The organism is Shinella granuli, from assembly GCF_004341885.1.
In the GTDB taxonomy this organism is placed as follows: Bacteria; Pseudomonadota; Alphaproteobacteria; order Rhizobiales; family Rhizobiaceae; genus Shinella; species Shinella granuli.
Window position 1 is genome coordinate 158755 of sequence record NZ_SLVX01000002.1, and the last position, 24868, is coordinate 183622.

Annotated in this window: 20 protein-coding genes; 8 read left to right on the plus strand and 12 right to left on the minus strand. The window is 66.2% G+C overall.

Annotated elements, in window-relative coordinates; genetic code table 11:
• Positions 1-124 precede the first annotated feature (124 nt).
• Both EV665_RS03980 and pepN read right to left on the minus strand, forming a co-directional pair.
• Positions 125-2473 carry a PAS domain-containing sensor histidine kinase gene (locus EV665_RS03980; RefSeq protein WP_133033175.1) on the minus strand — a complete coding sequence of 783 codons (2349 nt, stop codon included), beginning with the start codon at positions 2471-2473 and terminating at the stop codon, positions 125-127.
• 212 nt (positions 2474-2685) lie between these two features.
• The gene (gene pepN, locus EV665_RS03985) at positions 2686-5334 is read right to left on the minus strand and encodes an aminopeptidase N (protein WP_133033176.1); all 2649 of its coding nucleotides are present in this window, start codon (positions 5332-5334) and stop codon (positions 2686-2688) included.
• Between the two features lie 324 nt (positions 5335-5658).
• On the opposite strand from pepN, the gene EV665_RS03990 reads away from it, so the two are divergent.
• Complete coding sequence (locus tag EV665_RS03990) at positions 5659-6597, plus strand: DMT family transporter (RefSeq protein ID WP_064329528.1); 939 nt, start codon at positions 5659-5661, stop codon at positions 6595-6597.
• Positions 6598-6600: 3 nt separating this feature from the next.
• On the opposite strand, the gene EV665_RS03995 is transcribed toward EV665_RS03990, so the two are convergent.
• From EV665_RS03995 to EV665_RS04015, 7 genes are all read right to left on the minus strand, one after another.
• On the minus strand, positions 6601-7881 hold the full coding sequence (locus EV665_RS03995) for an MFS transporter (protein ID WP_064329529.1): 1281 nt from the start codon (positions 7879-7881) through the stop codon (positions 6601-6603).
• 648 nt (positions 7882-8529) lie between these two features.
• Positions 8530-8673: a hypothetical protein gene (locus tag EV665_RS32210; RefSeq protein WP_162852965.1), complete on the minus strand. Its 144-nt coding sequence runs from the start codon at positions 8671-8673 to the stop codon at positions 8530-8532.
• A 57-nt stretch (positions 8674-8730) separates the two neighbouring features.
• The gene (locus EV665_RS32215; RefSeq protein WP_162852966.1) at positions 8731-8907 is read right to left on the minus strand and encodes a hypothetical protein; all 177 of its coding nucleotides are present in this window, start codon (positions 8905-8907) and stop codon (positions 8731-8733) included.
• 212 nt (positions 8908-9119) lie between these two features.
• The gene (locus tag EV665_RS04000; RefSeq protein WP_133033177.1) at positions 9120-9986 is read right to left on the minus strand and encodes a uracil-DNA glycosylase; all 867 of its coding nucleotides are present in this window, start codon (positions 9984-9986) and stop codon (positions 9120-9122) included.
• Positions 9987-10036: 50 nt separating this feature from the next.
• Positions 10037-11329: an Hsp70 family protein gene (locus EV665_RS04005; RefSeq protein WP_133033178.1), complete on the minus strand. Its 1293-nt coding sequence runs from the start codon at positions 11327-11329 to the stop codon at positions 10037-10039.
• Positions 11330-11724: 395 nt separating this feature from the next.
• Positions 11725-12513 (minus strand): SDR family oxidoreductase, encoded by a 789-nt coding sequence (locus tag EV665_RS04010; RefSeq protein WP_064329532.1) that lies wholly within the window; start codon positions 12511-12513, stop codon positions 11725-11727.
• A gap of 11 nt (positions 12514-12524) precedes the next feature.
• The gene (locus EV665_RS04015) at positions 12525-13940 is read right to left on the minus strand and encodes an FAD-binding oxidoreductase (RefSeq protein ID WP_133033179.1); all 1416 of its coding nucleotides are present in this window, start codon (positions 13938-13940) and stop codon (positions 12525-12527) included.
• Positions 13941-14203: 263 nt separating this feature from the next.
• Here EV665_RS04015 and EV665_RS04020 point away from each other — a divergent pair, with 263 nt between their 5' ends.
• From EV665_RS04020 to EV665_RS04040, 5 genes are all read left to right on the plus strand, one after another.
• Positions 14204-15868 (plus strand): electron transfer flavoprotein-ubiquinone oxidoreductase, encoded by a 1665-nt coding sequence (locus EV665_RS04020; RefSeq protein WP_133033180.1) that lies wholly within the window; start codon positions 14204-14206, stop codon positions 15866-15868.
• Between the two features lie 557 nt (positions 15869-16425).
• Positions 16426-16836 carry a DUF3592 domain-containing protein gene (locus EV665_RS04025; protein ID WP_162852967.1) on the plus strand — a complete coding sequence of 137 codons (411 nt, stop codon included), beginning with the start codon at positions 16426-16428 and terminating at the stop codon, positions 16834-16836.
• Between the two features lie 77 nt (positions 16837-16913).
• On the plus strand, positions 16914-17543 hold the full coding sequence (locus EV665_RS04030) for a L,D-transpeptidase (RefSeq protein WP_133033182.1): 630 nt from the start codon (positions 16914-16916) through the stop codon (positions 17541-17543).
• A 375-nt stretch (positions 17544-17918) separates the two neighbouring features.
• A complete protein-coding gene (locus tag EV665_RS04035) occupies positions 17919-18917 on the plus strand; it encodes an ABC transporter substrate-binding protein (RefSeq protein WP_064329535.1) in 999 nt (332 codons plus the stop codon).
• 149 nt (positions 18918-19066) lie between these two features.
• Positions 19067-19954 (plus strand): ABC transporter permease, encoded by an 888-nt coding sequence (locus EV665_RS04040; protein WP_064329536.1) that lies wholly within the window; start codon positions 19067-19069, stop codon positions 19952-19954.
• Between the two features lie 66 nt (positions 19955-20020).
• On the opposite strand, the gene EV665_RS04045 is transcribed toward EV665_RS04040, so the two are convergent.
• Positions 20021-20929 (minus strand): DMT family transporter, encoded by a 909-nt coding sequence (locus tag EV665_RS04045; protein ID WP_133033183.1) that lies wholly within the window; start codon positions 20927-20929, stop codon positions 20021-20023.
• A 140-nt stretch (positions 20930-21069) separates the two neighbouring features.
• Here EV665_RS04045 and EV665_RS04050 point away from each other — a divergent pair, with 140 nt between their 5' ends.
• Positions 21070-21540, plus strand: coding sequence for an Lrp/AsnC family transcriptional regulator (locus EV665_RS04050; protein ID WP_064329538.1), 471 nt, complete (start codon positions 21070-21072; stop codon positions 21538-21540).
• Between the two features lie 109 nt (positions 21541-21649).
• On the opposite strand, the gene EV665_RS04055 is transcribed toward EV665_RS04050, so the two are convergent.
• Entirely contained in the window at positions 21650-22066 is a 417-nt protein-coding gene (locus EV665_RS04055) for a DoxX family protein (protein ID WP_064329539.1), read from the minus strand.
• Between the two features lie 212 nt (positions 22067-22278).
• Positions 22279-23517, minus strand: a complete 1239-nt coding sequence (locus tag EV665_RS04060) for an MFS transporter (protein ID WP_245507642.1) — start codon at positions 23515-23517, stop codon at positions 22279-22281.
• 355 nt (positions 23518-23872) lie between these two features.
• Here EV665_RS04060 and EV665_RS04065 point away from each other — a divergent pair, with 355 nt between their 5' ends.
• Entirely contained in the window at positions 23873-24811 is a 939-nt protein-coding gene (locus EV665_RS04065; protein WP_133033184.1) for a diacylglycerol/lipid kinase family protein, read from the plus strand.
• The last annotated feature ends 57 nt before the right edge of the window (positions 24812-24868 follow it).

The window sequence follows — 24868 nt, forward strand, 5'->3', positions numbered from 1 at the left end:
ACGGTGCCACTCTTCCCTTCTCCCCGCGGGGGAGAAGGGGATGGGGCGACGGTTTCCTTCCATAGGCGATGGTTCTGCGGTCAAGGGACGGCTTGGCAGAGAGGAGCGTCCTCGCGCCGTCGCCCTAGGCCGCCGCCAGGTGCAGCGCCGCCAGCCGTTCCCGGTCGGGGATGCGCACGGAGATGATCGTGCCCTTGCCCTCGACGGAGTGGATGCGCATGGCCCCGCCGTGCAGGTGGGCGAGCGAGCGGGAGATGGCGAGGCCGAGGCCGGAGCCGCCCTTGCTCTTGGCGTACTGGCTCTGCACCTGCTCGAAGGGCTGGCCGATCTTCTGCAGCGCGGATTTCGGGATGCCGATGCCGGTGTCGGCGATCGTCAGCGTGACGGCGCCGTCCACCCTGCGCGCGCGCACCTTCACCGTGCCCCCGGCATTGGTGAACTTCATGGCGTTCGACAGGAGGTTCAGCAGGATCTGCTTCATGGCGCGGCGGTCGGCGACGGTCAGCAGGTTGCCCGGGCAGGCCTGCTGCACCTCGATGTGCTTCTTTTCCGCCTGCAGCATGGTGAGGCGCAGCGTCTCCTCGATCAGCGGCGACAGGTCGACCGTCTCGCAGCTAATGCGCATGTGGCCGGCCTCGATCTTCGACATGTCGAGGATGTCGCTGATGACGTTGAGGAGATGCTTGCCGCTCTCGTGGATGTCGCGGGAATATTCGCGGTACTTGTCCGAGCCGAGCGGGCCGAACATCTGGTTCTGCAGGATTTCGGAAAAGCCCAGGATGGCGTTGAGCGGCGTGCGCAGCTCATGCGACATGTTGGCGAGGAATTCGGACTTGGCCCGGTTGGCCGCCTCCGCGCGGTCCTTTTCCGCCTGGTAATTGGCATTGGCAAGGGAAAGCTCGGCCTTCTGCCGCTCCAGCTTGGCGCGGGAGGCCGAGAGGTCGCCGATCGTCGCCATCAGACGGCGTTCGGATTCGCGCAGGCGCACCTGGTGGCGCTTCATCATGGTGATGTCGGTGCCGACGGAGACGAGGCCGCCGTCGCGGGTGCGCCGCTCGTTGATCTGCAGCCAGCGCTCGTCGGCAAGCTGCACCTCGCTGGTCTGCGAGGCGCCGGTGCCGTCGGCATCCGCGATGCGCCGCTCGATGACCGGCCGGGCCGCAGCGGCATGCACCGTCGCCCGGTCCGTGCCGGGAACGAGCACGTCGTCGGGAAGGCCGTAGGCCTGCTGGTAGTGCGCATTGCACATGACGAGCCGGTCGCTCTTGTCCCACAGCACGAAGGCCTCGGAGGTGCATTCGATGGCGTCGGCCAGCCGCTGGTCGGCCTCCTGGTAGCGCTGGGCGAGCCGGTGCTGCTCGGTCACGTCCATGGCGATGCCGATCATGTGCATGCGGCCGGAGGCCATGCGGATGAGCTGGGCGCGGGCGCGCAGCCACACATAGTGCCCTTCGGCATGGCGCATGCGGAACACCTGGTCCACCTGCTTGGCCTCGCCGCGCGCCACGGCCCGGGCGACCTGGTAGATGCCGTCGTCGTCGGGATGCATCAGGCGGGCGGCATCGCCGAAGGACAGAACGCTGTCGCGCGCCGGCATGCCGAGCATTTCATACATGGAGCGCGACCAGAACAGCCGTCGGCTCGTGAGGTCGAAATCCCAGAGGCCGCAGCGGCCGCGGGCGAGCGCCGTCTCGACGCGCAAGTTCGATTCCGCGAAGATCGCATCCGCATCGCGCGCGCGCTTCGCCTGGATGTAGTAGGCATAGAGGATGACGAGCAGGATGGCCGAAATGCCGGAAAACAGCGTGACGTTCAACGCTACCTCATCGCGCCAGAACGTCGCGAGCTGCCCGAGCGGATTGGCGACGATGATGAATCCGCCCTTCTTGGGCATTTGCACGAGCGAGGCGTAATAGTCCTCATCGCCGATGCGGGCACGGAAGACGCCGGCCGGATCGCCGAAATACTGGGTTGCCGCCAGCTCCGGCGCAAACCGCGCCAGCGACAGGCCGACATAGCGCGCCGCGCCCAGCGAGGCGCCGAAGACCTGGCCTTTTTCCGCGACGAAGAGAACCAGCCCGCCCGGCTGCATGCGGTCCTGCGGCAGATGCAGGGAGAGCGCCGCCTCGACCGCCATGCGGTCGGATTTCGCAAGGCTCCCGGCCATGGGGCCGGAGAACACCGCCCCGACGGCCATCGCCGTCAGCGAGGTCGTGTCCTTCACGCCGGTCTCCATCCGGTCGTGCTCGACCAGGATGCCGGCCATGCGCGAAATGGCCACCACGAACAGAAAGGCGATGATCAGGATCGGTATCGACCGCTTCAGCACGGGCTCGGCCCGTGTCAGATGCCGTGCGGCTGGCCCGGCGAAAATCTTCGCCTGTCCCGTCAGCTCATTTTCCCAGGCCGCCATTCCCGGAAATTTGAGGTGAGTCCACCCGCCGGCTGCGCGTCCTCGTTGCGCGTCCGTCATAGTCTTAAACCTTGTACCCTCTCGTGATTCGGCGTGCCGCTCGCCCGAATCTGCCTTAATGAATCAATTGTGATTCGGCTTGTCCAGAGGAAAAGGTAACGGACTATTAACCAATTATTACGGTTGGGAAATTGGGGTTGCGGCGGCGCGAAGGGCGCTTCGCGGGATGGCATCCTCTCCGGTCCTGCCGACCGGAGAAGGACGCCGTTCGCTCACCCCTTCAGCATGCGCTCCACGATGTCGGAAACGTCCGAAGACAGCTTCTCGCCCGCCGCGATCGTGCGCAGCGCGTTGCGCGCATGGTCCGATCGGCCATCCTCCAGCGCCCGCCAGGAGCGCATGGAGGTGAGGATGCGGGCGGCGAGCTGCGGGTTCTTCGGGTCGATCTCGAGGATCTGCTCGGCGAGGAAGCGGTAGCCGGCGCCGTCCGCCCGGTTGAAGCCGGTCGGGTTCGAGAAGGCGAAGGTGCCGACGAGCGCGCGCACGCGGTTCGGGTTCGCCTTGTTGAAGAGCGGGCTTTCCATCAGCGCCTTGACGCGTTCCAGCGCGCCGTCGCCCGGAATCGTCGACTGGATGGAGAACCACTTGTCGATGACCAGCGCATTGTCGGCAAAGCGGGCGCGGAAGGTTTCGAGCGCAGCCGCCGTCTCCGGCGCGTCCGGGAAGCGATGGGCGAGCACGGTGAGGGCCGCGCTGAGATCGGTCATGTTGTCGGCCGCCGCGAAGGCCTCCGCGGCGCGGGCCGGCGTGCCGTCGGCGACGGCGAGATAGGCGAGCGCGGCATTGCGCAGCGCCCGCCGGCCGGCGCTTGCCGCATCCGGCGTGAAGGCGCCGCCGGTGCGATGGCCCGCAAAGAGCGCGGCGAAGACGGCGGGATCGCGGTTCGCCACGAAGGCGAGCACGGCTTCGCGGCCGGCGCGGATGGCGTCCGGGTCGTTGTTGCTGCCGAGTTCGCGGGCGATGTCGGATTCGGAGGGGAGCGCCAGCGCCTGCGCGCGGAAGGCCGGCTCCAGCGTCTCGTCGCCGGCAATGGCGATCAGCGTGTCGGCGAGGACCGGGTTCGTTTCGACCGTCTCACCGGCCCGCGCCTTGCGCGCGGCCTCGACGAGGTTCGGCAGGGCGAGGTCGTTCAGCGCCTGCCAGCGGGCGAAGAGATCGCTGTCGTGGCGGGCGATATGGGCAAGGTCGGCGGGCGCCTGCTCGAAATGCAGGTTGATCGGCGCGGAGAAGCTGCGGTTGAGCGAGACGACCGGGCGCGAGGCGATGCCGGAGAAGGTCACCGTCTGGCGGCGCTCCCTGAGGTGCAGCACGTCGCCGGTCACGTCGGCGCCGCTGACGGCGCTGGGCAGCGCCTCGGAACCGTCGGCGGAAAGGAGGCCGAAGCGCAGCGGGATGTGCATCGGTTCCTTCGTGGCCTGGCCGGGCGTCGGCGGGATCATCTGCTCCAGCGACAGCGTGAACGCACCCTTCGCCTGGTCGTAGCTCGACGAGACGCTGACGAGCGGCGTGCCGGCCTGGTGATACCAGAGCGAGAACTGCGTGAGGTCGACGCCGTTCGCCGCCTCGAAGCATGTGACGAAATCCTCGATCGTCGCGGCATCGCCGTCGTGCCGCTCGAAATAGAGGTCCATGCCCTTCTTGAAGCCGTCCTTGCCGACGATGGTCGCGATCATGCGCGTCACCTCGGAGCCCTTTTCATAGACGGTCGTCGTGTAGAAGTTGTTGATCTCGCGGTACTTCGTCGGGCGCACCGGATGGGCGAGCGGCCCGGCATCCTCCGGGAACTGCTCCGATTTCAGGTGGCGCACCTCGGCGATGCGCTTGACGGCGCGCGAGCGCTGGTCGGCGGAGAATTCGTGGTCGCGGTAGACCGTCAGGCCTTCCTTGAGGCAGAGCTGGAACCAGTCGCGGCAGGTGACGCGGTTGCCGGTCCAGTTGTGGAAATATTCATGCGCGATGATCGCCTCGATATTCGCATAGTCCTGGTCGGTGGCGATCTCGGGGTCGGCGAGCACGTATTTGTCGTTGAAGACGTTGAGCCCCTTGTTCTCCATGGCGCCCATGTTGAAGTCGGAGACGGCGACGATCATGAAGATGTCGAGGTCGTATTCGCGGCCGAACACCTCCTCGTCCCACTTCATGGAGCGCTTCAGCGCGTCCATGGCATAGGCCGCGCGGGGCTCCTTGCCGTGCTCGACATAGATCTTCAGCGTCACCTCGCGGCCGGACATCGTGGTGAACGTGTCCTCCACGACGCCGAGATCGCCGGCGACCAGCGCGAAGAGGTAGGACGGTTTCGGGTGCGGATCGAACCAGGCGGCGAAATGCTTGCCTTCGCCGTAGCCGGCGCCTCCGAGGAAATTGCCGTTGGACAGCAGCAGCGGGCAGCTCGCCTTGTCGGCGATGATGTTGACCGTATAGACGGCGAGCACGTCCGGCCGGTCGGGGAAATAGGTGATGCGGCGGAAACCCTCCGCCTCGCACTGGGTGCAGTAGACGCCGTTGGTGCGGTAGAGGCCCATCAGCTGGGTATTGGCCTCCGGATTGATCATCGTCGTGATGGTGATCTCGAACGGGTCCGTCGCCGGCAGGTCGCGGATCGTCAGGCTGTCGGGCGTGGCGTCGTAGCGCGCGGCATCCATCTCCATCTGGTCGAAGAGCAGGCCGGTCATCACCAGTTCGTCGCCGTCGAGCACCAGCGGCGCGGCGGGATCGGCGCCTTCGCGGCGGTGGAAGATCAGCCGCGCCTCGACCTTGGTTTCCGTCGGGTCCAGTTCGAAGGTCAGGTCGACGCGCTCGAGAACGAAGTCGGTCTGGCGATAATCTGCCAGATGAATGATCCGGCCGTTCTCTGTCCGCATGATATGTCCTGCTCGTTGCCGTCCGGGCCGTATCGTTTTCGTACAACGTCACGGGCGGCGCGGACGGTCTGCCCCCAAATTCCATGGATTGATAAGCTTATTGGCTTAACATCTCATTTCCATGGGCCTTCGCAAACTGCAAATTTGTGTTTTGCCGGGACAGTCGTTTCCTCCCGCGGATCCGATCAAAATTATCCGTGACGCATCACCAGAATTGATCCCATCCGCCAGCCGATCCGGATAGACTTGCCGCCAGCCTGAATCGGTTCTCCGGTCTCTCCTCAACGCCTGATGCCACGGCCCGCCGGCCGTGACGAGTTCTCCATGGACATGCCGTACTCCAACCCCATGCGGGGCATTTCGCTCAAGGTCATTTCCGTGGTGATCTTCCTGTGCATGTCCGCGCTCATCAAGGCGGCCGGCAAGGATATTCCGGCAGGACAGATCACCTTCCTGCGCTCCGCCTTCGCCATGGTGCCGATCATCGTCTTCCTCGCCGTGCAGGGCCAACTGCGCGACGCCTTCCGCACCAACGACATCTTCGGCCATTTCAAGCGCGGCTTCGTCGGCATCCTCTCGATGGGGTGCGGCTTCTACGGGCTCGTGCACCTGCCGCTGCCGGAATCGATCGCGCTCGGTTATGCGCTGCCGCTCGTCACCGTGGTCGTCGCCGCGATCGTCCTCAAGGAGAAGGTCGGCATCTATCGCTGGACGGCGGTGCTGGTGGGGCTCCTGGGCGTCGCCATCATAAGCTGGCCGCGCCTGACGTTGTTCCGCGAGGGCGGCTTCGGTTCCTCGGAGGCGACGGGCGCACTCGCCATGCTGGCCTTCGCCGTGCTCGGCTCCTTTGCCATGGTGCTGGTGCGCAAGCTGGTGCAGACGGAGCGCACGCCGACCATCGTGCTCTATTTCTCGCTGTTCGCCTCGGTCTTCTCGCTGGGCACGCTGCCTTTCGGCTGGACCGCGCTCGGCTGGCCGTCGCTCGGCCTGATGGCGCTCGCCGGCTTCTGCGGCGGCATCGCGCAGCTTCTGCTGACGGCGAGCTATCGCCATGCCGACGTCTCCACCATTGCGCCGTTCGAATATATCTCGATCGTGCTCGGCCTCATCATCGGCTATGTCGTGTTCGGCGACGTGCCGACGCAGACCATGCTCGTCGGAACGGCCGTCGTCGTCGCCGCCGGCATCTTCGTCATCCTGCGCGAGCATCAGCTCGAATTGAAGCGCCGGGCGGTCCTGCGCCACCAGACCCTTCAGGGATAGGCATCAGCGCCATTCCGGCGTCGTCGTATCCTCGATGCGCGCCTCCACTGCCGCATCCGGCTGGAGCGCGGCGGCCGCGGCATCGGCGCCCAGCGGCTGCGCCGCCATCGCCTGGTAATCGGTCTTGACGACGAGGCCGTCGTTCTCCTCGCGCCGGCTGATGCGCCAGGCGGCATAGGCGCCGTAGAGCACGAAATAGGCCGCCAGCACGACGAACAGCGCGCCCGGCCCGAACCGGTCCATGATCGGGCCGACCATGATGGGGCCGGAAATGGTGCCGACGCCGTAGACGATCATCATGCCGGAGGAGACCTCGACATATTCGTCGGGCTGCGCGCGGTCGTTGGCGTGCGCGACGTTCAGCGCATAGATCGGGAAGATGACCGAGCCGACGAAGGCGGCGACGACATAGAGCAGCACCGGCGGCCCGCCGGCGACGGCGGCCATGGCAAGGCACGAGACCGTGCCGACGATACCGCAGGCCACCATGACGAGGCGGCGGTCCATCCGGTCGGAGGCCCGGCCGATCGGGATCTGCGAAAGGGCGCTGCCGAGGAGCACGCAGGCGAGCAGCGTTGCCCCCTCGGCGGTTGAAAGCCCGCTGCGCTGCGTGAACACGCCGCCGAGGTTCAGCCAGGCGCCGGACATCGCCCCGGCAAGGAAAGCACCGATAACAGCGACAGGCGAGCGCCGGTAGAGTTTTGCGACATCGAAGCGCGCCTGCGTCGGCGGGGCCGGCAGCGGGGAGGAGGTGAGCGCCGTCGGCAGCAGGGCGACGGAGAAGATGATGCCGCACAGAATGAAGAGCGAGGTGTTGGACGGGTCGCCGAGCGGTACGAGATATTGCCCGCCGATCGTGCCCACCATGGTCGTGATCAGGTAGACGGAGAAGATCGAGCCGCGGTTCTCGTTCGTCACGCGTTCGTTCAGCCAGCTTTCGATGATGAGGTAACTGCCGGAAATGGCAAAGCCCGACATGGCGCGAAACGCCATCCAGGCGCGCCAGTCGACGACGAGGGCGCAGAGCAGGATGCCGATGGCCAGCAGCGTGATCAGCGCCACGAAGACGCGCACATGCCCGACCAGCAGCACGAATTTCGGCGTGACGATGCAGGAGAGCGTGAAGCCGATCGTATAGCCCGTCGCGATCATCGAGATCGTCTGCGTCGACCAGCCCTCCGCGACCGCGCGCACCGGCACGACATAACTCTGCAGCCCGAAGGCGACCATCATCAGGAGGGTGGACAGCATCAGGCTGAGAATGGAGATGAGGCTCGCCAGCATGGGGGCTCCGGGGAAGGCGCGTTCGGTGTCGGAATGTCGCTCTATTGCGACGGCCGCGCGCTGTCCACTGCGACAGTGGCTGGCGTAAAGCAATCAGACTTCCGAAACGCCCCGGCGAACAGAAGGAATTCCCGGTTGGGTTGTGGTATGGGTGAGTGTCGGGCGAATGCCCGGCGAAGTGAAAGGAGGTGAGACGTTTGCGAATCCGGATTTCGGTTGTTGTCAGGCTGTTTGGTTGGCGCCTAACCCTGACAGTCAGCCGATAAAATAGGGGGCCGGGCTTCGGCCCGGTCTCCACCGGAGGAAAAGGCGTCTCACCTCCTCACGATGAGGACAATAACACAGCGCCGGCCGGCTTCAAAGTCGCACAGGACTATTTGCATCGCCAGAACGGGCGGGAAACGCGGCCTGGTTGTGCTATGAGAAGGCGCCAGGCAAAAAAGCCGCGGCAAAACGAAAGGAGGTGAGACGTTTGAAATTCCGGCTTACGCTGACGATCAGGTTCAGGACTTGGCGGTTCACCCTGACGATCAGCTAAGAAACGGGGATCGGGCTTCGGCCCGGTCTCCACCGGAGGAAAAGGCGTCTCACCTCCTCACGATGAAGACAATAGCACAGCGTCGGCCGGCTTCAAAGCCACGGCCGGGCTCAGTTCGGCAGGAAGGCCTTGAGCGGGTCGCGGCGCTGCGCGGCGTCGCGCGGCAGGGAGGCCAGCACGGCATATTCCCGGGCGGCGTTCACGGCGGCGCGGATATCGGCGATGTCGGACATCAGCTTGCGAAGAGTGGCCATGGTCTGCTCCTGGGGTCGGTCTGCATCGGAAGGCGCCGGCGGGCGCCCGGCATCGGCTCAGCGCTGGATGAACTCGGCGAAGAGCTGGACGGGGCGGTGGATGCGGGCGAAACCGGAGGCGGTGAGCTGCTCGTTGGCCGGGGCAGCGATGCCGCCGAAGCCGTGGCCGGTGCGAAGACCGCAATGGCGGAGCGTCTCGAAGCTCGAATGGATGGGCCGAAAGCGGGCGGTCATGGGTCGATTCCTTAAATCCTGTCCTCCCGTATCGTTATATTGCGCCGCAGCATCGATTTTGCAATGCGACATTCTGCCCGGCAGATATGTGCAAATCGCATGACTGGTGAAACATTTTGTTCATGCTTGCGGCATGTTTTTGGCATTGGCTGCCGATGGCGAGCGGGCTTTCAAAATCAAGCCATTGATAAATATCGATATTGTCTTGCCGGCTAGGCCCGGAGCCCTGCACGAAAAGCAAGCAGGTCCTGCCAGACGAGACGCTTGCTGACGGGCGCCGTCACCAGATCCTGCGGGTGAAGCGTCGCAAAAGCCGGGATGGTCCGGCCGGAAATCGCAACCTCCCGCCATTCTCCCCGCAACTGGTGGATCGTGTCGCTGGAGCGCAGCAGGAATCGCGCGGCGAAATTGCCGAGGATCAGCAGGTGATTCGGCTCGGCGAGCGCGATCTGCCGCTCGATGAACGGCCGGCAGATATCGGCCTCGCGCTGCGAGGGCGGGCGGTTGCCGGGCGGCCGCCACGGCACGACATTGCTCAGCAGAAGATCGGCCCGGTCGAGCCCGATGCCCGCGAGCATGCGGTCGAGCATCGTGCCCTGACGGCCGGAGAAGGGCTGGCCGTCGCGGTCGTCGTCGGCATTCGGCATGGCGCCGATCACCATGACCGACGGCTTCGCATTGCCCGCGGCAAAGACGAGGCAGCGGGCGCTGGTCTTCAGGTTGCAGCCGTTGAAGGCCTCCATGGCCGTGCGCAATTCCTCCAGCGAGCGGGCGCTGCCCGCCGCGAACTCGGCCTCCGCCACCGCCTGGCTGTCCGGTATCGCGACATTGGGCAGGACGTTCGGGGCAGGGGCCGCGGCGCGCGATTGCTCCTGCCGGGCCGGCGCCGGCCGGGTGGCCTGCTGCGGGGCGGGGGCGGTTTCCCGCGGCGCCTGCATGCCGCGCGCCGCGCGCATCGCCTCGAATTCGGCGATGCGGTCGACGGCCTCTTCCTCCAGCAGCCATTCGACGCCGGCATCCGCATAGAAATGCAGGAGCGATCGGAGCTGTGCGGGATTGAGGTCGTTCGCGGCGTTCATGGCTGCACCTTAGCGAAGCGGCCTGCCGGAGGAAAGCGCCGCCGTCATCCTCACGCCGCCCATTGCGCCACATCGTCGCTTTCGCCGATCAGCGCAAGGCCGTGGGCGATCGAAAGCAGCTCGCCGCCGCTCTCGATGCGATCCGCATCGAAGCGGCGGGTGAAGATGCGCCTGACGGCCGGCACGAAGGAGGTGCCGCCGGTCAGGAACACCTTGTCGATGGCGCCGGGCGCGGTGCCGGTCTTCTCCAGCACCTCGTCCAGCGCGCCCTCGATGCGGGCGAGGTCCGGCGCGATCCACTCCTCGAAATCGGAGCGCCTGACCATCCTGCGGCCGGCGGCGCCGAGCGGGGCGAAGTGGAATTCCGCCTCGTCCGCCGCCGACAGCGCCATCTTGGTGGCCGAGATCGCCTGATAGAGCGGATAGCCCTCGTCATGCTCGACGAGATCGATGAAGAGCTCCAGCTTTTCCGGCTCGAGCGACGAACGGACCAGCGACTTGAGGTCGGCGAATTCGCGCGTCGTCTTGAAGATCGAGAGCTGGTTCCAGCGGGCGAAGTTGGCATAATAGCCGGACGGCACCTCCAGGACCTTGTCGAAGCTCTTGAAGAAGCTGCCCTTGCCGATCTCCGGCGCGACGAGGCGCTCGATCATGCGGGCATCGAAGTGGTCGCCCGCGATACCGACGCCCGAATGGCCGATCGGCTGCGCCGTCAGCCGGCCGGCCTGCCGCTCGAAGCGGATCAGCGAATAGTCCGTCGTGCCGCCGCCGAAATCGGCGACCAGCACGGTGGCGTCGCTCTTCAGCGTCTGGGCGAAGTAGTAGGCCGCCGCGACGGGCTCGTAGACATAGTGGATCTCCGGGAAGCCGAGCCGCGTCAGCGCCGCGTTGTAGCGTTCAAGCGCGAGCGCCGGGTCCGGGCTGGCACCGGCGAACTGCACCGGCCGGCCGGCGATGACGCGCGAGACGTCCGCCGGCCACCCATCGCCCGCATAGGCCTTCAGCCGGCGCAGGAACACCTCCATCAGGTCGTCGAAGGCATGGCGGCGGGCAAAGACCAGCGTGCCCTGGAAGAGGGCGCTCGCTGCAAAGGTCTTGATCGACTGCAGGAAGCGGCAGTCGCCGGGATTGTCGATGAACTGGCGGATGGCCGCCTGTCCGGCCTCCACCTTCAGCGCCTGGGCGCCGACGACCGGATCCTTCATGAAGGACAGCGCCGTGCGCATCGTGTCGGTGATGCCGACGCTGCTGGTGAAGGTCATGGACCGTGTCGCCCCGGCGCCTTCGGAAAGCGCCAGAACCGTGTTCGTCGTGCCGAAATCAAGCCCGAGTGCCCGTGCCATCGCCGTGCCCCTTCGATCGTCGAAAATGTGTTGAAGCGGAGCGAAAGCCCCGCGCGAAAGGCGCGTCGGCGCGCCCGGAAATGGGAGAGCGCGCCAGATGGCACAGGCGGGCGGGGAAGGCAAGGGGGAAGGTATGATTGCCCCTCAGCCTGATCTTCTCCCCGAGGTGGGAGGCCTGTTGCCTATGGAGTTCGGCGTTGCCCCATCCCCTTCTCCCCCACGGGGAGAAGGTGCCGGCAGGCGGATGAGGGGGATGGCGAAGGCGCAGACGATCCGTCCGAACCACCCCCTCATCAGACCCTTCGGGCCACCTTCTCCCCGCGGGGGGAGGGAGAACGGCAACGGTTCCCTTCCCTGTGCGATGGCCTGCCGGACGAGGGTTGGCCCCCGACGCCTCAGACCGAGCGCGCCGCACCGCCGTCGCAGCGGATGAGGCTGCCGGTGACGTAGCTGGCCGGCGCGCTGCACAGGAAGGCGGCGGTCGCCGCGAATTCCTCCACGGCGCCGTAGCGTCGGGCCGGGATCGCCCGTTCCGAGGCCGCGCGCACCTCGGCGACGCTCCTGCCGCTGCGCTCGGCGGCGGCGGCATCGAGGCTCTTCAGCCGGTCGGTCAGGATGCTGCCGGGCAGGAGCATGTTGCTGGTGATGCCGTATTCAGCGACCTCGCTCGCCAGCGTCTTCGACCAGCCGGCCAGCGCCGGGCGCAGCGTGTTGGACAGCGCCAGGCCCGGGATCGGCTCGATCACGCCGGAGGAGGCGACCGTCAGGATGCGGCCCCAGCGCTGCTCCTTCATGACGGGCAGCAGCCGGTTGGTGAGCGTGATGATGCGCAGCACCATGGACTGGAAATAGGTGGCCAGCTTTTCCTCGCTCATGTCCTCGGTGGAGCCGGGCGTCGGCCCGCCGGAATTGTTGACGAGGATATCGACCCCGCCGAGCTTTTCCCGCGTCGCCTTCACGAGCGTCTCGACGACGTCCTCGTCGCTAAGATCGGCCTGCACCCAGTCGGCGCGGCCGGGACCTGCCGCATTGATGGCCGCGCAATTGGCCGCAAGCGTCTCGGCGCTGCGCCCGCACAGGAGGACATGCGCGCCCTCGCGGGCGAGCGCTTCGGCAATGCCCTTGCCGAGGCCGCGGGAGGAGGCGAGGACGAGGGCGCGTTTGCCGGCAATTCCGAGATCCATCGTGGTCTGTCCTATGTTCGGGGCGCGTCGGCGCGATAGGGCACCTTGCCCGGATTGAAGAGGTTTTTCGGGTCGAGCGCGGCCTTGATGGCCTGCGCCACCGCGCGGCGCGATGCATTGCCGTAGCTGAGATAGGCGCGGCGCTTCTCCGTTCCCACCCCGTGCTCGGCGGAAAAGCTGCCGCCGAGCTCCGCGACGCCGGTATAGACGGCGTCCTCGATCGGTTCCTTGACGCCCGGTGCGGCCACGCCGTTGCCGATGACGGAAATATGCAGGTTGCCGTCCGCGACATGGCCGTAGACATAGGCGTCGAAACCCGGATCGACGGCCTTCAGCCGCTGCCGCAGGCCGTCGACATATCCGTCGAGCGCGCCCGGCGGCACGGAGACGTCGAAGGACGGTGCGGCCGGGAAATGCCGGTACATGAAGTCGCCGTCCTCGCGCAGCGCCCAGAAGCGCCGGGCCTGGTCGAGCGAGGCGGCGACGATGCCGCTGGTCAGACCGTGCTCCTCCCAGAGGGCGGCGAGGCCCTCTTCCAGCGCCTCGCGGGCGTCCGCCTCTCTGCCGGCGGACACTTCCATCAGGAGGATGGCGGGCGTATCGGCCTCCAGCCAGCCGAGGTCGAAGCCCTTGTCCGCCGCGCTGTCGCGCAGATAGCGCTGCCACATCAGCTCGGCGCCCTCCAGCTGCAGGGCCGGCCGGCTGCGGAAATGGGCGATGAGCGCGAGGGCGGCCGTGGCGTCGGGCACGCCGACGAGCGCGGTGGCGCGCATCGGGTTGAAGCTTTCGAGCTTCAGCACGGCGCGGGTGACAAAACCGTAGGCGCCTTCCGAGCCGATGAGCAACTGCTTGATGTCGGGCCCGGCGCTGACCTTCAGCACGCGCGTCAGGTCGCTGACGAGGCTGCCGTCCGGCATCACCGCCTCGATGCCGAGCACCTGGTGGCGCATCACGCCGTTGCGGAAGGCGAGGATGCCGCCGGCATTGGTGGCGATCATGCCGCCGATGGTGGCGCTGCCGCGCGCGGCAAGGTCGATGCCGGGAATGAGGCCGACGTCCGCCGTCGCCTCCTGCAGGGCCTGCAGCGTGACGCCGGCGCCGACCGTGACGGTGCGGGCGAGGGGATCGATGGCCTCGATGCGGTCGAGGCGGGCGGTGGAGAGGATGAGCTCGCCCGGCCGGCTGATGCCGCCGCCGACAAGGCCGGTGCGCCCGCCCTGCGGCACGACGGGCACGTCGTTTTCGAAGCACCAGCGCACCACGGCGGCGGCCGCCTCGGGCGTCGCCGGCTCGGCCATGGCGCCCGCGCCGAAATTGCCGGCATGTTCGCCGGGATGCCGGTTCGCCAGCCGGTCGCTTCCGATAAGGTGGAGCGTGTCGCCGAAATCGTTCAAGTCGCGTTCGAGCGATCGGATAATCTCGGACATGTTCCCGTTTCCTCTGCCGATGGGCCGGCTCGAATGCGTAGTGCGGCGGAGAGGCGGAATCAAGCGCGCACCGGCTGATACGGGCGGCAATAGATTGACGTTTACGTGAAAGTCAATAAACTTTCGACCCTGTCATGATGTCATGCGCAAATGCAGGGAAACTCTGTCGCAGAACGGCTCGACAAGGCTTCCGGCATTTGCCATGACAGGCTAACCAGAGGGAATTGCCGCGGCTTTTGAGGGGTTGCGGGGTGGAGAGGCGAATGAGCGAAGAAATGGAACTCCCCGAACGCGAAAGCATGGAATTCGACGTTGTGATCGTCGGCGCGGGTCCTGCGGGCCTGTCTGCTGCGATCCGGCTGAAGCAGGTGAACCCTGACCTCACCGTCGTCGTGCTGGAGAAGGGCGCGGAAGTCGGCGCGCATATCCTGTCGGGCGCCGTCGTCGATCCCATCGGCATCGACCGCCTGCTGCCCGACTGGCGCGAGGACGCCGACCATCCCTTCAAGACCGAGGTGACCGACGACCATTTCCTCTTGCTCGGCCCCGCCGGCTCCGTGCGCCTGCCGAACTTCGCCATGCCGCCGCTGATGAACAACCACGGCAACTACATCGTCTCGCTCGGAAACGTCTGTCGGTGGCTCGCGACCAAGGCGGAAGAACTCGGCGTCGAGATCTATCCCGGCTTTGCCGCGACCGAAGTGCTCTACAACGACGAGGGCGCCGTCATCGGCGTCGCCACCGGCGACATGGGCATCGAGCGGAGTGGCGAGCCCGGCCCGAACTACACCCGCGGCATGGCCCTTCTCGGCAAATACACGCTGATCTCCGAGGGCGTGCGCGGCTCGCTGGCCAAGCAGCTCATCGCGAAGTTCAGGCTGGACGAGGGCCGCGAGCCGCAAAAGTTCGGCATCGGCCTCAAGGAACTCTGGCAGGTGAGGCCCGAGAACCACAAGCCCGGCCTCGTCCAGCACTCCTTCGGCTGGCCGCTCGGCATGAAGACCGGTGGCGGCTCGTTCCTCTATCACCTGGAAGACAACCTCGTTGCCGTCGGCTTCGTCGTGCACCTCAACTACAAGAACCCGTACCTCTTCCCCTTCGAGGAATTCCAGCGCTTCAAGACGCATCCGGCGATCCGCGGCACCTTCGAGGGCGGCAAGCGGCTGTCCTATGGCGCGCGCGCCATCACCGAGGGTGGCTACCAGTCGGTGCCGAAGCTGTCGTTCCCGGGCGGCGCGCTGATCGGCTGCTCGGCCGGCTTCGTCAACGTGCCGCGCATCAAGGGCAGCCACAATGCGGTGCTCTCGGGCATCCTCGCCGCGGAGAAGCTGGCGGATGCGATTGCGGCGGGCCGCGCCAATGACGAGCCGATCGAGATCGAGCAGGGCTGGCGCGACAGCGCCATCGGCTCGGACCTGAAGAAGGTCAGGAACGTCAAGCCGCTGTGGTCGAAGTTCGGCACGGCAGTCGGTGTCGCCCTCGGCGGCCTCGACATGTGGACGAACACGCTGTTCGGCGGATCGATCTTCGGCACGCTGAAGCACGGCAAGACGGATGCGCAGAGCCTGGAGCCGGCGGCCAGGCACAGCCGCATCGACTATCCGAAGCCCGATGGCGTGCTGACCTTCGACCGTCTCTCCTCGGTGTTCCTGTCGAACACCAACCATGAGGAGGACCAGCCGATCCACCTGCAGCTCAAGAACCCGGAGCTGCAGAAGACCTCGGAGCTCGACGTCTATGCCGGTCCGTCGACGCGCTACTGTCCCGCCGGTGTCTACGAGTGGGTGGAGAAGGACGGCAGGCAAGTGTTCGTCATCAACGCGCAGAACTGCGTGCACTGCAAGACCTGCGATATCAAGGACCCCAACCAGAACATCAACTGGGTGCCTCCGCAGGGCGGCGAAGGGCCGGTCTATCCGAATATGTGATGTCTGGGAGAGGCCGGACCGCACGGACCCTCGCCTGAAAGAGCACGTTGAGGGGCCGGTCTGTCCCGATATGTGATCTTCGGCCGGCCGCAGGGATGCGCGCCGGAGGCACTGGCGAAGGTCCGATCCATCCGGCCGGGAGCAGGGCAGCCGCATGTGGAGTACGATAATGCCGCTCCTCCCTTCTCCCTCGCGGGGAGAAGGTGGTCCCCACGGGTCTCGCCAGGGGCGAGTCCGAGGAGAGGCTCCGGGCCGGATGAGGGGGCGGCTCGGACGGATCGATTGCGCCTCCGCCAACCCTTTCATCCGCCTGCCGGCCCCTTCTCCCCGTGGGGGAGAAGGGGATGTGGCAACGATTTCCTTCCATAGGCGATAACCCTGCGGCCGGGAGCGGTGCGAAGGCGCCTGCCTGTCGCTTTCCGGCAGCTTCAAGTTGCCGGGCCGGCCCTGTATAGTTCTTGCCGAACGGGGGAGGGATCGGCGACATGCAGGCCGGGCCGGTATTCGGAAGGGCTGGGCGCGGGTGGCGAACCGCCATTGCGGCCATCATTGGCGCCGTGCTCGTCGTCGTCGGGCTGCTGGCGGCCTGGGGGCTCTGGTCGGTGCATGGCATCTACCGGGACCTGGCCTCGTCCGGCCACACCGTCGAGGCGGAGATGACGGGCTTCGAGGCCGCCTGGGTGGGAAGCCGCGCCAGCCGCCGCGAGGTCTATTACCCGATTATCGAATTTACGACGGCCGAGGGGCAGCGGATCCGCACCACCTCCTACACCGCCATCGCCCCCGCCGGTTACACACCGGCCGCCCGGGTGACGGTCATCTATTCGGCGGCGGATCCGGCGCTTGCCATGCCGGTCTCGGCCCTTTCGGCCTGGCCGGATGGCACGGTCTGGGCGATCGGTGCTTTCAGCCTGTTGTGCCTCCTGGTCGGCGGCATCCTGCTGCGGGCCGGCCTTGCGCGGCCGTGAATGCCGGCGCTTAACCTGGCATTAACCATAAACGCATAATTTTCAGCCCCATAGATGACATATTAGGGGCTTTGGACATGTCGATTTCCCGCCGCGGATTCCTGCTCGGCGCATCCGCACTGCTTGCCGGCTGCGCGACGAACGGCACCAGCGACCGTGCCAATTACGGCGACAGGCTGGACGAGAAATTCCCGCTGAAGGCGATTCCGATCGACAAGATCAAACCCGAGCTGCGCCGCCAGGAAGTCGCCTATGACACCGGCCATGCCGCCGGCACCGTCGTCGTCGACACGCCGGCCCGCCGGCTCTACTACGTGCTCGGCAACGGCCGGGCGATGCGCTACGGCATCGGCGTCGGCCGGCAGGGCTATTCGCTGGCCGGCAGCGCCTATATCGGCCGCAAGGCGGAATGGCCGAGCTGGACGCCGACGCCGAACATGATCCGCCGCGATCCCAAGAAGAACCTGAAATATGCCGGCGGCGTGCCCGGCGGCCTCAACAACCCGCTCGGCGCCCGCGCCATCTACCTCTACCAGAACGGCAACGACACCATGTTCCGCATCCACGGCACCAACCAGCCGTGGTCGATCGGCGAGGCCATGTCGAGCGGCTGCGTGCGCATGCTCAACCAGGACGTGATCGACCTCTACGACCGGGTGAAGACCGGCGGACGCGTCCACGTCATCCAGGGCCGGCGCATGGCCTGACGGGCGGCACGGTCGAAACAGCGCGCACCTGACGCGCGGCAAGAGAGGGTCGGCGTTCGCCGGCCCTTTCGGTGTTTTCATTCTTTGAAAAAGCTGAATTGCATCATAACATTGCCGTCGCGACCCCACGCTTGGACAAAGTCGGGGCGGTCTTGCGAATTTGGCCTTTCCATGACGCATAGGGGTCAATGGCAGACGCATTCGTACCGGCATTCGACCGCGTAGCTGCAAAAGTCGAGGATGCGGCATCGTGGAAAGAGAAGGCCCCCGACTGGCCCTGTCCAGGATGGATCCGCAGAGGAATCACGGGCCCGGCGCCGGCGGTGCAGCGGGCCCTTGTCGGCACAATGACACCGCCGAAATGAGGGAACGGACATGAAACATCTACTTGCTTCCACCTGCCTCGTCGCCGGCCTCCTGGCCATGACGGGCGCGGCGCGCGCCGAATGCGGCGACGTGACCATTGCCAGCATGAACTGGCAGAGCGCCGAGGTTCTCGCCGCGCTCGACAAGTTCATCCTCACCGAAGGCTATGGCTGCAATGCCGAAGTCATCGTCGGCGACACGGTTCCGACCATCACCTCGATGATCGAGAAGGGCGAGCCGGACCTGGCGCCCGAAGGCTGGGTCGACCTGCTGCCGGACGTCGTCAACCGCGGCATCGAGGAAGGCAAGCTGATCGGCGCTGCCGTCGCCCTTTCGGACGCCGCCGTGCAGGGCTGGTGGATCCCGAAATACATCGCCGACGCCAACCCGGACATCAAGACGATCGACGACGCGCTGAAGCATCCCGAACTGTTCCCGGATCCGGAGGACAAGTCGAAGGGCGCCGTGCACAACGGCCCGCAGGGCTGGGGCGGCACGGTCGTGACCGGCCAGCTCTACAAGGCCTATGGCGGGGAAGCGGCGAATTTCACGCTGGTCGACACCGGCTCGGCCGCCGGCCTCGACGGCTCGATCGCCAAAGCCTACGAGCGCAAGGAAGGCTGGGTCGGCTACTACTGGGCGCCGACGGCCCTTCTCGGCAAGTACGAGATGGTGAAGCTCGACCACGGCGTTCCCTTCGACGAGGCCGAGTGGAAGCGCTGCAACACGGTTGCCGACTGCGCAGACCCGCAGAAGAACGACTGGCCGAAGGACAAGGTCCAGACGCTGGTGACCAAGGCCTTCTCCGACCGCGCCGGCGCTGACGTCATGGGCTATCTCAACAAGCGCGCCTGGTCGAACGACACGGTCAACAAGCTGATGGCCTGGATGACCGACAACCAGGCGAGCGGCGACGACGGCGCCAAGCATTTCCTGGAGGAGAATGAAGCCCTCTGGAAGGATTGGGTCTCGCCGGAAGCGGCCGAAAAGATCAAGGCCGCGCTCTGACCGGCTGATCGAACCAACCGGGCGGCGCGTCTTCGGGCGCGCCGCCTCACCTTCGTTTCATCACATGCCGCCGGCGCATCATCGGGCGGCATCTATCAGGGTTGGCTTGAAGACCGGCGCAGATCGGTCAAGGCCGGAAGGGGATCGACATGGAATGGTTCACGAAATTTCCGACGATGGACGCAAATAGCCTGCGCGATCTCAAGAAGACGATCGATGAGGGCTTCCGCACCTTCACCCGCGCCTATGGCGACGGGATCGAATCGATCTTCGAGCCGCTGCAGCACTTTCTCATCTGGTCCGAGCGCTTCATGACGCGCACGCCCTGGCCGATCATCCTCCTGCTGATCGCGCTCGTCGCCTGGTTCGCCAGCCGGAACTGGAAGATCGTCGCCGGCGCCATCGGCACGCTGCTGGTGATCGGCTATTTCGACATGTGGGACGACACGATGAAGACGGTCTCGATGATCTTCGTCTGTACCGTGCTGTCCATCGTCATCGGCATTCCGATCGGCATTCTCATGTCGCGCTCGGACCGGGTGCAGAGCGTCGTCAACCCGATTCTCGACGTGATGCAGACGATGCCGAGCTTCGTCTATCTGATCCCCGTCGTCATGCTGCTCGGCATCGGCAAGGTGCCGGGGCTCATCGCGGTGGTCATCTACGCCATCCCGCCGATGATCCGCCTGACCAATCTCGGCATCCGCCTCGTCGACAAGGACGTCCTGGAAGCGGCGGACGCCTTCGGCTCGTCGAGCTGGCAGAAGCTGAAGAACGTGCAGATGCCGCTGGCGCTGCCCACCATCATGGCCGGCATCAACCAGACGATCATGATGGCGCTCGCCATGGTGGTCATCGCCTCGATGATCGGCGTGCAGGGCCTCGGCCAGCCGGTGCTGAAGGCCATCTCCAACCAGTATTTCACGCTCGGCATCTTCAATGGCCTCGCCATCGTCGGCATCGCGATCATCTTCGACCGCGTCAGCCAGGCCTTCGGCAAGCGCCTGCAGAAGCACCGCGAGATCATTCACGGTTGATAACGGGCACATGGCACGAAGAAGGGCACCCCGGCGAGCGCCGCGGGTGCCCTTCCTGTTTGCCGGTCAGCGTTTCGGCGAGAGGACGCCGGTGGAAAGGGCGACGCCCGCCCCGACGACCAGCGCTGCCGTGATTTCCGCCGCGCCGAAGCTCTCGCCGAGGAACACCGCGCCGCCGAGCGTTGCCAGCACCGGCGTGATGGCGGTGAAGGCGGCGGCCTGGCTGCCACCGAGCGTGCGGATGGCGGTGCCATAGGCGAAGGTGGCGATAAGGCCGGAAAGGACACCCTGGCTGGTGACCTGCAGCGCGAGGTCGGGCAGGGAGGCCTCGCCAAGATGCGTGCCGAAGAGCGCGGCCAGGACAAGATGGATCAGGAAGGACCAGACGGCGATGAGGGCCGCGCCCTCAAGGGCCGAGAGGCCCGAGCGGCGGAAGGCATGGGTGAAGCCGGCCCAGAGCACGGCGCCGAGCGGCAGCAGCAGGAAGCCGGTCATGGTCATGCCGCTCTTCTGCAGGCTGGCGGCAAGCAGGATGACGACGCCGGCGACGATGGCCGCAAGCCCGGCAAGCCGCATGCGATCCGGCCGCTCGCCGAACAGCGTGATGCCGATGAGGGCCGTCGCGAGCGGCATGGACCCGCCGAGCAGGATGCCGCCGGGCGCGGCGGGCGTGGTGTGCAGCGCCGCCGCCGTCACCTGGAAGAACAGCGCGCCGGCGCCCGCAACCATCACGACGACGAGTCTTGCCGGCACATGCTTCGGCATCAGCCCGGTCTTCAGCCAGACCGGCGCGAGGAGGAGGGCCGGCACGCCGTAGCGGATGAGGCCGATATCGATCGTGCCGAGCGGCGTTGCCGCCGTGTGGCGCGTTGCGAGCACCCAGGTCGCCCAGATCAGGACCGTGACGACCGCGCCGGCATAACCGGCGACGAGGGGATTGGTCTTCCCCTCGGAAGAAAGCGAGACCATGGCCATGGCGATGTCCTTTCCGCGCTGTGGCTCAATTCATGGCCGCAACTTAGCGCCGAAGGCTGGGGCATGTCCTTGCGTGTTGTGCCGTCTGAAATGTAGGATGCGCATGATCATGCCAGGAACAGCCAGAAAAGTTCTCGAATATGCCAAATCTGGATAAATTTGACATCGCCATCCTCAAGGTGCTGCAGGAGGATGCGCGGGCGACCAATGTGGAGATCGCCGAGCGGGTGAACCTGTCGCCGTCGCCCTGCCTGCGCCGCATCCGCAACCTGGAGAAATCCGGCGTGCTGCGCGGCTATCGCGCCGATATAGACCGCAAGGAGGTCGGCCTCGGCCTCACCGTCTTCGTGGAGATCAAGGTGGGGCAGCACAGCCGGGAGAATGCGGCCGCCCAGCAGGAGGCGCTGCTCGCCATTCCCGAAGTCGTCTCCTGCTTCCTGATTTCCGGCAATGCGGATTTCCTGGCGGAAGTGGTGGTGGAGGACCTGTCGGCCTACGAGACGCTGCTGACCGAAACCCTGCTCGCCTTGCCCGGCGTCACCGACATCCGCTCCAATTTCGCGATCCGCAGCATCAAGACGGGCGGCCCGCTGAAGCTGCCGACCCTCTGACGCGGAAAACCGCCCCGACGAGCGGCGTCGGGGCGGTTGGGACGGCCGGAGAGGCGGGGCCGTCCTGGGCGGTGCTCCCGGAGAGAGGGAGACGCCGCCCGGCCTGCCGTCAATGCGCAGGGACGACAGGCGCTTTTGAGGATTTCCAGGCGACGACCATCAGCGCGCCGATGACGGTGATGTGCTCCATCACGACGTAGAATTCGATCGTGCGCAGCGGCTCCTGCATGGTCCAGAAATTGTGCGCGATCGGGATGGTGAGGGCGGTGAAGACGGCGAGCATGCCGGCGCCGAGCCAGGTCCAGCGGTTGGCGATGATCAGCGCCGAGCCGACGAGCTGTGTGATGGCGACGGCGATGTTGAAGAGCAGTGCCGGCTCCAGCCCGAAATGCGCCATCTCGGCGACGCCGGCGTTGAAATCGGCGAGTTTGGCGATGCCGGAGAGCCAGAACATCGAGGTGAAGATCGTGCGGGCGAGGACGCCGAAGGCGCGGCTGCCGGTGATGCTGTCGATAAGCGCGGACATGCGATGTCTCCAGGGGTGTTCAGGGGCCTGCGGAGTGTCTTTCGACCGTTCTCCGATTGCAACCCGCCGTTTCATTCGTTGCGTTCAGCGGGTTGCGATGGCCTATATCTACCAGAGTCCCGGCCCGGCCCTGTCACCCCGGTAACAGGGTGCGGAAACGAGAACGGCGCCCGAAGCGGGCGCCGTGCAAGTCGTTTTCCGGTTGTGGCGGGTTACTCGGCCGGGCAGGCCGGCGCTGCCGCGCGCTCGGTCTTTTCGAGCGTCAGCGAAACGAGGAAGACGCCGAAGCCGACGACCGCGGTCGCCGCCCCCACGAAGCCCATCGCGCCGTAGCCGTAGCCGGCGCTGATCGCCATGCCGCCGAACAGCGCGCCGAGCGCATTGGCGACGTTGAAGGCGGAGTGGTTGAGCGCGGCGGCAAGCGTCTGCGCATCGCCGGCGACATCCATCAGCCGCGTCTGCAGCGCCGGGCCGACGACGAAGCTGCAGCCGATGAGGAAGCAGCAGATGCCGAGCAGGACCGGGTTCTCCGCCGTCAGCGACAGGCTGACCAGCACGAAGAAATAGAGCACCAGCGACCAGCCGATGGTGCGCATCAGCGAAAGGTCGGCCAGCTTGGCGCCGAAGATGTTGCCGACGATCATGCCGCAGCCGAAGATCGCCATGATGACCGGTACCATGCCGACATTCAGCCCCGCGACCTCGGTGACGATCGGCGAGATGTAGGAGAAGACCGCGAACATGCCGCAGAAGCCGCTGGCGGCGATGCCGAGCGTCAGCCAGACCTGCTTGCGCTTCAGCGCACCGAGCTCGGTGAGCGCGTTGATGCCCTTCGGCGCCTTGTCGCGCGGCAGGAAGATGGCGATGAGCGCGACGGTCAGCAGGCCGGTGATGCCGACGGCGACGAACATGAACTGCCAGTCGAACAATTGGCCGAAGAAGGCGGCGAGCGGCGTGCCGATCAGCGTGGCGACGGTAAGCCCCAGCATGACCTTGCCGACCGCCTGCGTGCGCCTGTTGACCGGCACCATGGAGGCGGCGACGAGCGCGGCGACGCCGAAATAGGCGCCGTGGGGCAGGCCGGAGAGGAAGCGGAAGAGGATGAAGCTCTCGAAGGTGGGCGCGATGGCGCTGGCAAGGTTGCCGGCGGCAAACAGGCCCATCAGCACCAGCAGAAGATCGCGCCTGCGGAACCGCGCGCCGATGACGGCGATGACCGGGGCGCCGACCACGACGCCGAAGGCATAGGCGCTGATGACATAGCCGGCCTCGGCCGTCGTCACGCCGAAGGTGGTGCCGACATCCGGCAGGAGGCCCATGATGGCGAATTCGCCGGTGCCGATGCCGAAGCTGCCGACGGCGAGCGCCAGGATGATGAGGGTGACGGTGAGCGCCGAAAGCGGCGGCTGCCCGGAGGAGAGGGCGGCATGGGGCAAGGCATGTTCGGACACGGGATGGCTCCGCAGGGATTGCCCAGGCGCGACGAACCGGCGACAGACCCGGCACGGGCGGCCACTCCTCCTGGCTGCTGATGCGGTATGGTCCGGCCGGAAAGGCCACGATGGGGAAGGTACAGTCCGGCCGGCAAGCGTACTCCCGACGCAGGCGACCGGGCGGCACTATATCAGAGCCGGCCGCGCTGCCTACTACGATTTTTAACCCGTCCCCCATTTGGCCATGGGGCGGTATGCTCACGAATTATTGCGCCATGTTTCACGCTCGCCCGCTAATCGCCGCTTTCTCGCTTAATCTAATGGATCGATCATCACCCTTCAGGCGTTCTCGGCCAAGACGCGGAGTATGCGAATGAGAGTACAGGCGATATTCAACAGGGACGGGGGGACGTTCCGCACCACCGACATGGAGGCCTATGCCCGCCACGCGGAGAAGGTCTTCTACGAGGCGGGGCACCACCTCGACTGCGATATCGTGGAGGGGGCCGATATCGAGATGGCGCTGCGCCGCTGTTCGGAGCGCACGGATCTCGATGCGATGCTGGCGGGCGGCGGCGACGGCACGGTTTCGGCCGCGGCCGGCCTTGCCTGGCAGAGCAAGATGCCGCTCGGCATCATTCCCGCGGGCACGATGAACCTTTTCGCGCGCTCGCTGAACATCCCGCTCGACATCTGGCAGGCGATCGACGCGCTGGCGGACGGCGACATCGCGGCGGCCGACATCGGCACGGCGGACGACCGGGCCTTCGTGCACCAGTTCTCCGCCGGCCTGCATGCCCGCATGGTGCGCCTGCGCAACGCCATGACCTACCGCTCGCGCCTGGGCAAGATCGCCGCCAACACCCGCGCTGCCGTCGGCGTCATCCTCGATCCGCCGGAATTCGAGGTGGAGTTCAATGTCGACGGCGTCGAGGAGCATCGAAAGGTCTCCGCCATCAATGTCTCGAACAACCGTTTCGGCGAGAACGGCCTGCTCTATGCCGACGACCTCACCGGCGGCCATCTCGGCTTCTACACGACGAAGCCGCTGAAGCCGGCGGGCGTGGCGAAACTCGCCTTCGACATCCTGCGCGGAAAACTGCGGGAAAATGCCGACGTCACCGAGATGACCGGCACGGAGGTCGACCTGCATTTCCCGAGGGTCGACCGGGCGATCAACTGCGTCATCGACGGCGAACTCTTGCCGATGGACCGCGACGTCTCGATCCGGCTGCATCCGGGCGAATTGAAGGTGATGGTGCCGAAGGTGCAGGCGAAGACCATGGCGACGGCGGAGACGGCGGCGGCTTGAGGGTTGGCGTCTAGGGTTGCCCCTCACCCTAACCCTCTCCCCGCAAGCGGGGAGAGG

What these genes read in the sequence shown, in the direction of transcription:
- EV665_RS04010 (WP_064329532.1), bottom strand. Translation starts at nt 12,513, where the DNA reads ATGGATCTCGGAATTGCCGGCAAACGCGCCCTCGTCCTCGCCTCCTCC.
- EV665_RS03995 (WP_064329529.1), bottom strand. Translation starts at nt 7,881, where the DNA reads ATGCTGGCGAGCCTCATCTCCATTCTCAGCCTGATGCTGTCCACCCTC.
- EV665_RS04005 (WP_133033178.1), bottom strand. Translation starts at nt 11,329, where the DNA reads ATGGCACGGGCACTCGGGCTTGATTTCGGCACGACGAACACGGTTCTG.
- EV665_RS04045 (WP_133033183.1), bottom strand. Translation starts at nt 20,929, where the DNA reads ATGGCCATGGTCTCGCTTTCTTCCGAGGGGAAGACCAATCCCCTCGTC.
- EV665_RS04020 (WP_133033180.1), top strand. Translation starts at nt 14,204, where the DNA reads ATGAGCGAAGAAATGGAACTCCCCGAACGCGAAAGCATGGAATTCGAC.
- EV665_RS04050 (WP_064329538.1), top strand. Translation starts at nt 21,070, where the DNA reads ATGCCAAATCTGGATAAATTTGACATCGCCATCCTCAAGGTGCTGCAG.
- EV665_RS04030 (WP_133033182.1), top strand. Translation starts at nt 16,914, where the DNA reads ATGTCGATTTCCCGCCGCGGATTCCTGCTCGGCGCATCCGCACTGCTT.
- EV665_RS04015 (WP_133033179.1), bottom strand. Translation starts at nt 13,940, where the DNA reads ATGTCCGAGATTATCCGATCGCTCGAACGCGACTTGAACGATTTCGGC.
- EV665_RS04035 (WP_064329535.1), top strand. Translation starts at nt 17,919, where the DNA reads ATGAAACATCTACTTGCTTCCACCTGCCTCGTCGCCGGCCTCCTGGCC.
- pepN (WP_133033176.1), bottom strand. Translation starts at nt 5,334, where the DNA reads ATGCGGACAGAGAACGGCCGGATCATTCATCTGGCAGATTATCGCCAG.
- EV665_RS03990 (WP_064329528.1), top strand. Translation starts at nt 5,659, where the DNA reads ATGGACATGCCGTACTCCAACCCCATGCGGGGCATTTCGCTCAAGGTC.
- EV665_RS04055 (WP_064329539.1), bottom strand. Translation starts at nt 22,066, where the DNA reads ATGTCCGCGCTTATCGACAGCATCACCGGCAGCCGCGCCTTCGGCGTC.
- EV665_RS04040 (WP_064329536.1), top strand. Translation starts at nt 19,067, where the DNA reads ATGGAATGGTTCACGAAATTTCCGACGATGGACGCAAATAGCCTGCGC.
- EV665_RS32215 (WP_162852966.1), bottom strand. Translation starts at nt 8,907, where the DNA reads ATGACCGCCCGCTTTCGGCCCATCCATTCGAGCTTCGAGACGCTCCGC.
- EV665_RS03980 (WP_133033175.1), bottom strand. Translation starts at nt 2,473, where the DNA reads ATGACGGACGCGCAACGAGGACGCGCAGCCGGCGGGTGGACTCACCTC.
- EV665_RS32210 (WP_162852965.1), bottom strand. Translation starts at nt 8,673, where the DNA reads ATGGCCACTCTTCGCAAGCTGATGTCCGACATCGCCGATATCCGCGCC.
- EV665_RS04000 (WP_133033177.1), bottom strand. Translation starts at nt 9,986, where the DNA reads ATGAACGCCGCGAACGACCTCAATCCCGCACAGCTCCGATCGCTCCTG.
- EV665_RS04065 (WP_133033184.1), top strand. Translation starts at nt 23,873, where the DNA reads ATGAGAGTACAGGCGATATTCAACAGGGACGGGGGGACGTTCCGCACC.